This window comes from Aquipseudomonas guryensis (genome assembly GCF_014164785.1).
GTDB classification, from domain to species: Bacteria; Pseudomonadota; Gammaproteobacteria; order Pseudomonadales; family Pseudomonadaceae; genus Aquipseudomonas; species Aquipseudomonas guryensis.
This window is the reverse complement of sequence record NZ_JACJFN010000004.1, coordinates 248,676-259,991: the sequence shown is the minus strand read 5'-3', so window position 1 is coordinate 259,991 and position 11,316 is coordinate 248,676. Positions and strand designations below refer to the sequence as shown.

The 11,316-nt window shown below is 62.6% G+C and carries 13 protein-coding genes; 3 read left to right on the top strand and 10 right to left on the bottom strand.

Annotation, left to right across the window (positions count from 1 at the left end):
- Positions 1-86: 86 nt before the first annotated feature.
- Positions 87-989 carry a LysR family transcriptional regulator gene (locus tag H3H45_RS16430; protein WP_182834780.1) on the bottom strand — a complete coding sequence of 301 codons (903 nt, stop codon included), beginning with the start codon at positions 987-989 and terminating at the stop codon, positions 87-89.
- Between the two features lie 139 nt (positions 990-1,128).
- Here H3H45_RS16430 and H3H45_RS16425 point away from each other — a divergent pair, with 139 nt between their 5' ends.
- Positions 1,129-1,539 carry a RidA family protein gene (locus H3H45_RS16425; protein ID WP_182834779.1) on the top strand — a complete coding sequence of 137 codons (411 nt, stop codon included), beginning with the start codon at positions 1,129-1,131 and terminating at the stop codon, positions 1,537-1,539.
- Between the two features lie 202 nt (positions 1,540-1,741).
- Positions 1,742-2,767, top strand: a complete 1,026-nt coding sequence (locus H3H45_RS16420) for a hypothetical protein (protein WP_182834778.1) — start codon at positions 1,742-1,744, stop codon at positions 2,765-2,767.
- A 63-nt stretch (positions 2,768-2,830) separates the two neighbouring features.
- Here H3H45_RS16420 and H3H45_RS16415 read toward each other — a convergent pair whose 3' ends face one another.
- The 5 genes from H3H45_RS16415 to H3H45_RS16395 all read right to left on the bottom strand — a co-directional run bounded on the left by H3H45_RS16415 (position 2,831) and on the right by H3H45_RS16395 (position 6,846).
- On the bottom strand, positions 2,831-3,397 hold the full coding sequence (locus tag H3H45_RS16415) for a DUF1285 domain-containing protein (protein WP_182834777.1): 567 nt from the start codon (positions 3,395-3,397) through the stop codon (positions 2,831-2,833).
- Positions 3,398-3,435: 38 nt separating this feature from the next.
- A complete protein-coding gene (locus H3H45_RS16410; RefSeq protein ID WP_182834776.1) occupies positions 3,436-4,041 on the bottom strand; it encodes a DUF4823 domain-containing protein in 606 nt (201 codons plus the stop codon).
- An 82-nt stretch (positions 4,042-4,123) separates the two neighbouring features.
- Entirely contained in the window at positions 4,124-5,017 is an 894-nt protein-coding gene (locus H3H45_RS16405; RefSeq protein ID WP_182834775.1) for a radical SAM protein, read from the bottom strand.
- Positions 5,018-5,157: 140 nt separating this feature from the next.
- Positions 5,158-6,126: a GTP 3',8-cyclase MoaA gene (locus H3H45_RS16400; RefSeq protein ID WP_173205463.1), complete on the bottom strand. Its 969-nt coding sequence runs from the start codon at positions 6,124-6,126 to the stop codon at positions 5,158-5,160.
- Positions 6,127-6,207: 81 nt separating this feature from the next.
- A complete protein-coding gene (locus H3H45_RS16395) occupies positions 6,208-6,846 on the bottom strand; it encodes a TetR/AcrR family transcriptional regulator (protein ID WP_182834774.1) in 639 nt (212 codons plus the stop codon).
- Positions 6,847-6,920: 74 nt separating this feature from the next.
- Here H3H45_RS16395 and H3H45_RS16390 point away from each other — a divergent pair, with 74 nt between their 5' ends.
- A complete protein-coding gene (locus tag H3H45_RS16390; RefSeq protein WP_182834773.1) occupies positions 6,921-8,054 on the top strand; it encodes an aminotransferase class V-fold PLP-dependent enzyme in 1,134 nt (377 codons plus the stop codon).
- Between the two features lie 413 nt (positions 8,055-8,467).
- Here the strand turns inward: H3H45_RS16390 and H3H45_RS16385 are convergent, their stop codons facing one another.
- From H3H45_RS16385 to tmk, 4 genes are all read right to left on the bottom strand, one after another.
- Positions 8,468-9,250, bottom strand: a complete 783-nt coding sequence (locus tag H3H45_RS16385) for a TatD family hydrolase (RefSeq protein ID WP_182834772.1) — start codon at positions 9,248-9,250, stop codon at positions 8,468-8,470.
- A gap of 61 nt (positions 9,251-9,311) precedes the next feature.
- Positions 9,312-9,668 (bottom strand): PilZ domain-containing protein, encoded by a 357-nt coding sequence (locus H3H45_RS16380; protein ID WP_110682561.1) that lies wholly within the window; start codon positions 9,666-9,668, stop codon positions 9,312-9,314.
- A 34-nt stretch (positions 9,669-9,702) separates the two neighbouring features.
- Positions 9,703-10,689, bottom strand: a complete 987-nt coding sequence (locus tag H3H45_RS16375) for a DNA polymerase III subunit delta' (RefSeq protein ID WP_182834771.1) — start codon at positions 10,687-10,689, stop codon at positions 9,703-9,705.
- On the bottom strand, positions 10,682-11,314 hold the full coding sequence (tmk, locus tag H3H45_RS16370; protein WP_182834770.1) for a dTMP kinase: 633 nt from the start codon (positions 11,312-11,314) through the stop codon (positions 10,682-10,684). The genes H3H45_RS16375 and tmk overlap by 8 nt, the downstream gene beginning before the upstream one ends.
- Positions 11,315-11,316: the final 2 nt, after the last annotated feature.

Here is an 11,316-nt window from a genome sequence, read left to right as displayed (position 1 = left end):
CCGCTTCTGGCCGAAAGCAGTCCCCCAAACCTCAAACCTGGCCAAGCAACGCCTTATCACCTATCCGCGCTGCACACAATTCATATTCAGCGCGGCACATGCTCCCCCATCAGTTCCACCACCCAATCGATAAACACCCGCAGCTTGGCGCTGACATGCCGGCTGGGTGGGTAGGCCAGGTAGAGCGGCATGGGGTCCAGTTGCCAGTCCTCGAACAACGGCACCAGCGCCCCGCTCACCCGGTGGGCCTTGGCCATGTATTGCGGTAGCCAGAGGATGCCCAGGCCCGCCAGACCGGCGGCGAGGTAGGCGTTGCCGTCGTCCACCGCCAGGGCCGGGCGGCCCAGCAGGCCGATGCGTTCCTCACCGCGCTGCATGATGCCGGCAAAGGCCTTGCGGCTGCGCGCGCCGAGGAAGCTGACGATCTGGTGCGTCGCCAGTTCGTTCGGGTGTGCGGGCACGCCAGCGCGTGCCAGGTAGCCGGGTGATGCGTACACGCCTAGCTGCAGATCGCCCAGGTGCCTGGCCACCAGCGACTGATCAGTGATTGTGCCGCCGCGCACCACGCAGTCCACGTTGTCGCCGATCAGGTCGACGTAGCGGTCGCTGACACCCAGGTCGAGCTGGATTTCGGGGTAGCGCTGGTGAAAGGCCGGCAGCGCCGGGATGAGGATCATGCTGGCCAGCGGGCTGGGCACGTCCACCCGCAGCCTGCCCCTGGGCACGGCCGAGGCGGCGGACAGGCTGGTTTCGGCGTCGTCCATATCGGCCAGCAGGCGGATCACCCGCTCGTAGTAGGCGGCGCCGTCGGCAGTGACGTTGACCTTGCGCGTGGTGCGGTTGAGCAGGCGCACACGCAGTCGCGCCTCCAGCTGCTGCACCAGTTGGGTGACGCTGGTTTTGCTCATGTGCAGGGTGTCGGCGGCCTTAGTGAAGCTGCCGGTTTCCACTACGCGGGCGAATGCCTGCATCGCATCGAAACGGTCCATCGCGACTCCAGACTGATCGGGATTGTTTGGATTCTACAAACAGTGCTGAGCAGTGTTGCTGGTTTATCGGTACCGGCCGTCTTCTTACAGTGACTCCATCATAAACAACCGGCCGCAATGGCCGCGATGGAGGCATGCAATGACCAGTAAACGTGATGTGGTATTCCCACCTGAGCGCCATGCGCTGTACGAGCTGCATCGCTACTCGCCGGCGATACGCTCCAACGGCTTTCTGTTCGTGTCCGGTCAAGTCGGCAGCCGCAAGGATGGCTCGCCCGAGCCGGACCTGGGCGCGCAGGTACGCCTTACCTTCGCCAACCTCAATGCGATCCTGGCCGAGGCAGGTTGTAGCTTCGCTGATGTGGTCGACACGACCATCTTCATGGTCGACCCGGACTCGAAATTCGAGACCATCTGGGAAGTAGCGGCCGAGTATTGGGGCGAAGCACCTTACCCAACGGTGACCGCTATCGGCGTGACCTGGCTGTCTGGCTTCGATTTCGAGATCAAGGTGATCGCCAGGCTGCCGCACATTGCGCAGAACATCTGACAGCCGCACAGACCACAGCAGCCCACACTGGAAATGCCTGGCACAGGAAATATCCGTGACCAACGACCAGGCATCTGCGTGAATTTGCGCTAATACTGCTGACGCCCCGTCAGATGTAGTTCAGCCGTACTGACCGCCCTGCTCCCCGCAGGCTGATTCCGCTCTTCGGACGGACTTTCCCTTCAGCACGGATGAATGACCCATGAACCAACCCGACCTGACCGTTACCTTCAAAGGCATGGAAGAGGCCAAACCTGGCCAGGCTTGCTATGACCCGGCACAACCCTGGTTCGCCTATGTCCTTATCAACAACTGCAAGTTCATCGATAAGGAGAAAGGCATTGCGGATGCGAAGAATCCGACAGGCCCCAGCGCCCCTTGCAAGGTGCGCCTTGACATCATGAAGGGCGACAAGCTCAGTAGCGGCACCGCCTACAGCGTCGCGGTCGACGTCGACGCCCTGAGCGGATATTCCGACAGCCCGGACACCAACCCGTACATCATCGGCCTGTCGATAAAACTGCCGGTACAGGTGAAGAAGGCCGACTTCGGCAGCAAATACGCCTTTCGTATCACCGTCGACAGTGGCAGCGAGGTCACTGAAAGCGAAGAAAACAACAATATCTTCACCTGGGAAAAAGGCACTGTGCCGCAAGCGGCCATCTTTTCCAGCGGCGAGATCTACAACCCGGCACCGCCAGCCGATCAGAACTGGAAGATCATCGACACGGCCGCCAAACCAGACTCGCTGCGCGATGTGCAGGTGCGGATCAAGAACATGGGGGATGCACCCTCCATGGAAGAGCTGGTCACCCTGACGGTGTATGAGGATCCGGTCGCCGGCCAACCCACCGCAGTGGGTTCGATTCAGGCGCTCGGCAAGGTGCCATCCCTGCCACCCGGCAACAGCACCTGGCTAACCCTGACCGCCGAGCAGGACTTTATTCGCCCACTGCCCGCGGCTACCGCGCAGCCAGCCAACGAGCCGCAGGCCTATATTCAGCGCAGCCGTGGCGCACAGCAGTTCCAGATTCGCCGCCGCTTCGACCAAGTCGCCAGGATTGACCAGAGCCAACTGCAGGTGCACCACTTCACCCAGGTCGAGCATTGCGAATTCGAGGTGCTACGACCGTTCAGCATCCGTATCGGCCATGATCGGGAGAGCGTAGGTTTCGGTAGAGCGCCGATCGAAACCGGCAAGCGGATCCGCATCCCCGGCAAGCGCTGAGTGCACTGGATGCCACAAACAAAAAACGCGGCCATGCCGCGTTTTCTGCTTGCGGGGCGGCCTTCAGGGCTGCGGGCCGATGGGGAAGAACTCGCCGCCGCTCCAGACACCCAGCCAGGTCTGCCCGTCGATCTGGCGTGGCACGGCCAGTTCGACCAGTTGGTAGAACACATTGCGATGCACCAGCGCTTCCAGATTGCTGCGCACATGCAGGTAAGGCGCCGGCTCATCGGTCAGCGGGTCCAGTTCGACCCGCAGCGGGTGCTCGGCACCGGCTTCGACTTCATCTTCAACGTTGGTGGTGAAGCGCAGCACTTGCTGCTCGCCCTCGCCTTCGACCTGCAGGGTCACGGCCACGAACGGTGCGTCGTCGACCTTGATGCCGACCTTCTCCACCGGGGTGATCAGGAAATAGTCGTCGCCGTCGCGGCGGATGATGGTGGAGAACAGCTTGACCATCGGTTTGCGGCCGATCGGTGTACCCAGGTAGAACCAGGTGCCGTCGCGGGCGATACGCATGTCGATATCGCCACAGAAATCCGGATTCCACAGGTGCACCGGCGGCAGGCTCTTGCCTTCGCCCTTGGGAATCTGCGCCAGCAGGTCGCCGGCCTTGCCCGGATCACTCATCACGTACTCCTCATCGCCCCGTCATGCAGCGGCGGCGTTTATTGCTCGCTCACGCCGAGCAGGCTACGAGCATAGCGCTCGAAAGGCTGCCGCAGCATGTCTTCGGGCTGGTTGTCATAGAACGTCAGGAAACCGCCACGATTGCGGATGCGTGCGGTGTCCACCAGGTAGCGGGTATTGGTCTCGATCAGCATCAGCTGGATCACACCACTGTCCACACCCAGGCGATCCAGGGCTTCCTGATCCTCCCATTCGACCACTGTGCCAATACGGTCGTCGGCGCCGGCAAAGCGGGTGTACAGCAGATAATGGGCGCCGCTGCTGCGAGCCTCGTTCATCGCCTCTTCCAGGCCCTGCGGCTGGGCGGCACGGCGCACCAGCGGGAAGTACTCGACGAAGGCCTTGAAGGCTTCCTCGGCCACCACATTGGGCCGCGGATAGGCCTTGCCCGGCGGCACGAAATGGCTCTGGGCAATGAACACGAACGAATCGGCCTGCAGACGCCAGGTGCTGGCACGGCGGGTGTCGCTGTGCTCCAGCACACCGGCATCACGCAGGTGGTACTCGGTACCGGCGGCCATATCGCTGACCTTCATGCAGCCGGTGAGGCTGAACAGGGCCAGCAGCAGAATCAAGCTACGCATCGCAAATCCTCCCGAGCCGGTGACGGAAAACCGGCGGATAGACGACCACTGCAGCTTCCGCGCCATCTCAGCAGCCAATCCCTCACAAGCCGCGCTGCCACTCCTGGCGCAGTCGGGCTTGTTGAGGCTGCTCGATGGCCTGGCGCACCTGGGCCAGCAGGCGGGTCTTGTCGGCGCCTAGGTTGCCCTTGAGCACCAGGTAATTGGAGGCGTGGTCGCTGCGGAACACCGTGTCGCGCAGCTCCAGACCCTGCAGCAGGCGCTCGACCTCGACGAACAACTCATGCTGGCCGAGCGCCTGGAAGTCGGCAAAGCCTTCGCGAAAACGCGCCTCGCCGGTGGGGAAGCTGACTACCAGGGTCGAGAGAAACTCGGGCTGGGCCGCGTTCATCAGGCGCGCCGAGTTGTCGGCGTGCTGGGCGCTGAGCACGGTGCCACCGAGGCCATTGAGGATCATCACCGAGCGGGTGATGCCCGCCTCGCCGAGCTTTTCCAGGGCACTAAGGCTGGAGTCATAGGTCTCGCCCTTGTTGACCCGCGCCAGCACCTCGTCGTCACCGGACTCGCAACCGACATAGGCCATCTTCAGCCCAGCGTCGGCCAGCTCCTTGAGCTCGCTCACCGACTTCTTGCGCAGGTTGCGCGGCAGGCAGTAGCTGGAAACGCGCGTCACCTCAGGCATGTGTTCGCGGATGGCCTCAAGGATGTTCAGCAGGCGCCGCGTCGGCAGCACCAGGGCATCGCCGTCGGCGAGAAACACACGCTGGACGATCAGCTGCTGGCCGCTACGGCGGATCTCTTCGAGCACCTCGGCTTCGTCGCGGGCGCGGAATTTCTTCTGCGGCTGGGTGTACATCTCGCAGAAGGTGCAATGGTTCCACGAGCAGCCGTTGGTCACCGGCAGGATCAGCGAGTGAGCTTCACTCGGCGGGCGGAATACCGGTTCGATATAGGCGATGGGGAATTCGGCAGACATTTTTGAGATACACAAATAATTGATGATCTCGCGAGCTAGAGCCAGGCTAGGCGAAAACAGGCGAGGAAGCGGAGTTTACTGCAGTAAATGAGCATTCCGAGCGTGTTTTCAACGACGCATGGCCGACGCGCAGCAGATCATCAGCCGCCGATAATTTTCATCACGGTGACACCACCTGCAAAGGCGATGTCCTGTTTGTCGCCCAGCGCCCGCACCAGCAGGCGCTGCAGTGCCGGCAGGGCCTGGTGGCGCGGCTTGTCGAGCAGGTCGCCGACATAGTGGCGGTTGCTCGACGACAGGCAACCATGCAGCCAGCCGGTAGACGACAGGCGCAGGCGCGAGCAGGTGCGGCAGAACGGTACGCTTTCGTTGGCGATGACGCCGAAGTAACCCTGCCCGGGAATCTGGTAGCGCAAGGCGGTGGCATCAAGCGGCGCGTCGGCCTGGACGAACTCATGCTGCTCGCCGATGCGCAGCAGCAACTCGTCCATGCCATAGAACTGCTGCAGGAACGCATTGCCATCACGGGCCAGATGGCCCATGCGCATCAGCTCGATGAAACGCAGCTCGAAGCCGCGTTCCAGGCAGTAATCGAGCATTGGCAAGACCTGCTCGTGGTTCTGCCCGCGCAACGGCACCATGTTGATCTTGATCTGCATGCCCGCCGCGCGCGCCTCTTCGAGGCCCTGCAGCACACTGGCCAGGTCGCCGCCACGGGCAATGCGCTTGAACGCATCAGGGTCGAGGGTATCCAGGGAGATATTCAGCCGGCGCATGCCGCTTTCCAGCAGCAGCGGCAGCTTGCGGCTGAGCAGCTGGCCATTGCTGGTCAGACTGATGTCGCTGAGGCCGAGTTGGCTGACTTCACGCAGGAACAGGTCGAGCTTGGGACTGACCAGCGGCTCGCCACCGGTGATGCGCAGACGCTCGATGCCGGCAGCTTCGATCAGGTAGGCAACACCGCGCACCATGGCCTCGGCGGACAACTCGTCCTGGGCCGCGACCAGACGCTTGCCGTCCGGCACGCAGTAGGTGCAGGCATAGTTGCAGGCGGCGGTCAGGCTGATGCGCAGATTGCGGAAGCGTCTGCCCTGGCGGTCAACGATCATGGGCAACTCCGACTGGGTATAAGCCGGAGTATATGCCCGCCGTCGACTGCAAAGAACGCATCATAGGCGGGCTGAATAGCATCAGGCGGCCGGCGCTTCGCCGTCGCGCTTGCGCTTGTTGCCCATGCGTACGCCGATGTCCATAAGGAACTGGAAGAAGCCGTCCTGGTCTTCCAGCACGTTGCTCCAGAACGGCGAGTGGTACAGCGCCACGGCGCCGTGTACCAGGGCCCAGGCCGCGCAGTAGTGGAAGTACGGCGGTACGTCTTCGAGCTTGCCTTCGGCGATGCGGCCCTTGATCAGCAGGGTCAGGCGCTCGAAGTTGGAAGCACGGATCTTATGCAGTTGCTCGACCATCTCCGGTACCTGATTGCCCTTGACCACCTTCTCTTCCAGGCGGTCGAACAGACGGTAGCGTTGCGGGTCACGCATGCGGAACTCGAAGTAGGCGCGCGACAGGGCTTCCTTGTCGCGGTCGACATCGGCCGAGTGCAGCAGCTCGTTGAGATCACGCTCATAGTCGAGCATCAGGCGCAGGTAGACCTCCGCCTTCGACTTGAAGTGCTTGTAGATGGTGCCTTTGCCGATGCCCACCGCGTCGGCGATCATCTCAACAGTTACGCTGTCTTCACCCTGCTCGAGGAAGAGCTTCAGCGCGGTATCGAGAATTTCCTGTTCGCGACGGCGGAATTCACGGACTTTGCGAGGTTCTTTGTTCATAAAGTGACTACAGGATGAAAAATCAAGGCGCGATATTATGCCTGTTCAGCGCCAAATTGCACGGATCATCGCCCATGTCAGTGTTTTCCGATGAGTTTCCCCAGGAACCCGGCCTGTTCTATCTCAATCATGCCGCCGTGGCCCCCTGGCCCAAGCGCGCCGCAGAGGCTGTGCGCCAGTTTGCCGAGCAGAACAGCCGGCTCGGCGCCCGCGACTATCCGCAGTGGCTGAAAGTCGAGCAGCGCCTGCGCGAACGCCTGCAGCGTCTGCTCAATGCGCCGAGCCGCGCCGATATCGCCTTGGTCAAGAATACTTCGGAGGCACTGTCGTTCGTCGCCTTCGGCCTCGATTGGCGTCCAGGCGATCAAGTGGTGATCAGTGACGAGGAGTTCCCGTCCAACCGTATCGTCTGGGAGGCACTCAAGCCACGCGGGGTCGAGGTGATCCAGGTCAGCCTGCAAGGCCCGGATCCGGAAGCCGATCTGTTGGCCGCCTGCGGGCCACGCACGCGCCTGCTGTCGATCAGTGCCGTGCAATATGCCAGCGGCCTGCGCCTGGATCTCGAACGCCTCGGAACCGGCTGCCTGGGCAAGGGCGTGCTGTTCTGCGTCGATGCCATCCAGCAGCTCGGCGCCCTGCCCTTCGATGTACAGGCCAGCGGCTGCGCCTTCGCCATGGCCGACGGGCACAAATGGCTGCTCGGCCCGGAAGGCCTGGGCGTGTTCTATTGCCGCAGCGACCTGCGTGAACAACTGACCCTGCATGAATACGGCTGGCACATGCTGGAACATGCCGGCGACTACGACCGCACGGACTGGCAACCGGCCCGCAGCGCCCGCCGCTTCGAGTGCGGCAGCCCGAACATGCTCGGCGCCATGGCCCTGGAAGCGAGCCTTTCGCTACTGGAAGAGGTCGGCATGGGCAAGGTCGGCGCACTGCTGGAGGAGCGCATGCAGTACCTGCAGGAGGGCCTGCAACGCCTACCCGGCGCCAACCTGCACAGCCCGCTGGAAACGGCGCGCCGGGCCGGCATCATCACCTTCAGCCTGGCTGGCTGGGATAACCAGCAGCTGTTTACCCAGCTCCGGGCAAAACAGGTGATTTGCGCGCAACGGGGCAAAGGTGTGCGCCTTTCGCCACATTTCTACACGGATTTTGCCGTGATCGAGCAGACGCTGGCGCTACTGGGCCAGATGGCACATGGCTGAGTGCTCAGCAGCCATCGCGGTATTCCAAATCTGTTTAAAAAACCGCGGCAACCTGCCTGGACGATGGGGAAACATGACCAATACTTGAGCTTACTGGTGTGCGGCATCTCCCCCCAAGTGCCCCGCCAGTCAAGGTACCGTGGACCGCGTACCTTGATTTACTCCTAATGGTCTTAACCCGGATTCATCCCCCAGAGTCCGGGTTTTTTTTGTCCGCGATTTGGCGAAATCACTCATCCGCCACCTGGCACACACCATTCAGACACCACCTCAGAACCTGTTTACGATCTTTTGGACTAGAGCCAGACAAGGCAAAAACAGCCGAGGAAGCGCAGTTTACGAGTTGTAAATGAGCATTCCGAGGCTGTTTTTAACGCCGTATGGTCGACGGCCAGGAGATCGTAAGCAGGTTCTCAGGCGACTCGCGCCAGCGGAAAAAGACGCTTGAAATTGGCTGTGGTCTGCGCGGCCAGATCCTCGAAACGCTCGCCACGCACCAGCGCCAGGAACTCGGCCACCTCACGCACGTACTGCGGCAGGTTGGCCTTGCCGCGATAGGGAATCGGCGCCAGGTAAGGCGAATCGGTTTCCACCAGCAGGCGATCGGCCGGCACCTTGCGCGCTACTTCGCGCAAGGCGTCGGCATTACGGAAAGTGACGATGCCGGACAGGGAAATATAGAAGCCCAGGTCCAGCGCGGCCTTGGCCATATCCCAGTCTTCGGTGAAGCAGTGCAGCACGCCGGCCTGCGGCAGCGCCGCTTCGCGCAGCAAGGCCAGGGTATCGGCACGCGCCTCGCGGGTATGCACGATCACCGGTTTGCCGGTGATTCGCGCGGCGTCCAGATGCAGGCGGAAGGACTGCTGCTGCAGTTCGGCGGCTTCCGGTTCGTAGTGGTAATCCAGGCCGGTTTCGCCGATGGCCACCACATGCGGATGGTTCAGCTCGGCCAGCAGCCAGTCCAGCACCGGCGCCGCGCCCGGCTCAAGATCCAGCGGATGGACACCGACCGAGCAATCGACATCGGCGTACTGCTCACTCAGGCCTTTGACTGCTGCGGCGTTGGCAGCACTGACGCCGATGCAGAGGAAATGCTCCACCCCACGAGCGCGCGCCGCGTCGAGGGCGGCATCCAGGGAACCGTTATGGATAGCCAGGTCGAGACGGTCGAGGTGGCAGTGGGAGTCGATCAGCATGGGTATACCACTTAAACGAAAACGCCACCTTCGCAGGTGGCGCAGACTGACGGAGGATCAATTACATGGTGTGGGTCGGGCGATCCGATTTCAGCGCACCAGCCAGGTAAGTCTCGATCTTGTTGCGCGCGGTGTTGTCGCCGTCGTTGAACTGCACGCCAACGCCGGCAGCGCGGTTACCCTGGGCGCCTTTCGGGGTGATCCAGACGACCTTGCCGGCGACCGGGATCTTCTCCGGCTCATCCATCAGGTTGAGCAACATGAACACTTCGTCACCGAGCTTGTAGCTCTTGGCAGTGGGAATGAACAAGCCGCCATTCTTGATGAAAGGCATATAGGCGGCGTAGAGCACGGACTTGTCCTTGATAGTCAGGGACAGGATTCCGTTACGCGGGCCAAGATTGGGTGGCAAGCTCATGCGACATTCCTAGCAAACTATCCAATTTTCGATTCTAGCCCGGTCCAGGCAAGCTTGCCCACTGCACCAGCAGTGCTTCGAGAAGCAAGACACTGTTCAGGTTGGCCTTACCGAGCACTTTCTGCCGCTGTTGCAGCAGCCAGTCCTGCATGGCCAGCAGCTTCGGTTGCGGGGTCTTGTCCGCCAGGTACTGTACCACCTTGTGCATATCGGCCAGGCCCAGCCCCGCTTCGTCGCGGGTCAGCTGGTAGCGCAGCATGGCCTGGCTCCAGTCGCAGAACCAGTCGAACAGCATGATCATCGGCATGGCCTTCCAGGCCTCGGCCAACTGACTGGCACTGGCCTGCTGCTTGAGCAGCTTCTTCACCCCATCGACCACCAGCGCGCGCTGTTCGCGCACGCCCTGCTGATGCAGGCGGCGAGCGGCCAGTGGCGAACCAGCAGCCAGGGTGAGCAGCTCGCGGCGCTCGTCCTCACCGCACTCCGGCAATGCCTCGGCTAGCCAGGCCAGGCTGCTGGCCTGGTCCGGCAAGGGGCAAGCCTGCTGCACGCAGCGGCTCTTCACGGTCGGCAACAAGCGGCTGGGCTGATGGCTGACCAGCAGCAGCACAGTGTTGCCGGCCGGCTCTTCCAAACTTTTCAGCAGGGCGTTGGCGGCATTGATGTTCATCGCCTCCACCGGCTCCAGCAGGACAACCTTGCGCCCACCGAGCTGGGCGGTCTGCACCACGAAGCTGACCAGATCGCGGACCTGGTCGACCTTGATCGCCTTATCCGCCTCTTCCGGCTCCAGCACATAGTTATCCGGGTGAGTCCCGGCGGCCAGCAGGTAGCAACCCTTACACTGGCCGCAGGCTTCCAGGCCCACCGGCTTGTGACACAGCAGCAGCGCCATCAGGCGCTCGGCCAAGGCACGCTTGCCAATGCCTGCCGGGCCATGCAGCAGGTAGGCATGGGCGTGCTGCTGGCGCCCGGCCAGTTGCTGCCACAGGCCCTGCTGCCAGGGGTAGGCTTCAGCCACGGCAATGCTCCAGGATTTCCGGCAGCAACTGATCAATGGACTGCTGCACGCCAGCCAGCGACTGTGCGGCGTCGAGTACGCGGTAGCGTGCCGGCGCGGCGGCAGCACGTTGCAGATAGGTCTGCCGCACCGCTTCGAAGAAGTTCTGGCCTTCCTGCTCGAAGCGATCCAGCCGGCCACGGGCAGCCGCGCGCGACAGGCCGACTTCCACCGGCAGGTCGAACACCAGGGTCAGGTCGGGACGCAGCTCACCCTGCACGAAACTTTCCAGCTGGGCGATACGCGCCGTGGACAGGCCGCGCCCGCCGCCCTGGTAGGCATAGGTGGCATCGGTGAAACGGTCACAGAGCACCACGGTGCCACGGGCCAGTGCCGGCACTATGACCTGTGCCAGATGCTGGGCGCGCGCAGCAAATACCAGCAGCAGCTCGGTATCGGCGGCCATCTGCTCATCGCTCGGCGCCAGCAGCAACTCACGGATACGTTCGGCAAGCGGCGTACCGCCCGGCTCGCGAGTCAGCAGCACCTCAATGCCCTGCTCGCGCAGGCGTTCGGCGAGGTACTCGCGGTTGGTGCTTTTGCCGGCCCCTTCCGGGCCTTCGAGGGTGATGAACAGACCGCTCACGG

Excerpts from the sequence above, each read along its gene's own strand:
- H3H45_RS16430 (WP_182834780.1), bottom strand. The coding sequence starts at position 989 with ATGGACCGTTTCGATGCGATGCAGGCATTCGCCCGCGTAGTGGAAACC.
- H3H45_RS16425 (WP_182834779.1), top strand. The coding sequence starts at position 1,129 with ATGACCAGTAAACGTGATGTGGTATTCCCACCTGAGCGCCATGCGCTG.
- H3H45_RS16420 (WP_182834778.1), top strand. The coding sequence starts at position 1,742 with ATGAACCAACCCGACCTGACCGTTACCTTCAAAGGCATGGAAGAGGCC.
- H3H45_RS16415 (WP_182834777.1), bottom strand. The coding sequence starts at position 3,397 with ATGAGTGATCCGGGCAAGGCCGGCGACCTGCTGGCGCAGATTCCCAAG.
- H3H45_RS16410 (WP_182834776.1), bottom strand. The coding sequence starts at position 4,041 with ATGCGTAGCTTGATTCTGCTGCTGGCCCTGTTCAGCCTCACCGGCTGC.
- H3H45_RS16405 (WP_182834775.1), bottom strand. The coding sequence starts at position 5,017 with ATGTCTGCCGAATTCCCCATCGCCTATATCGAACCGGTATTCCGCCCG.
- H3H45_RS16400 (WP_173205463.1), bottom strand. The coding sequence starts at position 6,126 with ATGATCGTTGACCGCCAGGGCAGACGCTTCCGCAATCTGCGCATCAGC.
- H3H45_RS16395 (WP_182834774.1), bottom strand. The coding sequence starts at position 6,846 with ATGAACAAAGAACCTCGCAAAGTCCGTGAATTCCGCCGTCGCGAACAG.
- H3H45_RS16390 (WP_182834773.1), top strand. The coding sequence starts at position 6,921 with ATGTCAGTGTTTTCCGATGAGTTTCCCCAGGAACCCGGCCTGTTCTAT.
- H3H45_RS16385 (WP_182834772.1), bottom strand. The coding sequence starts at position 9,250 with ATGCTGATCGACTCCCACTGCCACCTCGACCGTCTCGACCTGGCTATC.
- H3H45_RS16380 (WP_110682561.1), bottom strand. The coding sequence starts at position 9,668 with ATGAGCTTGCCACCCAATCTTGGCCCGCGTAACGGAATCCTGTCCCTG.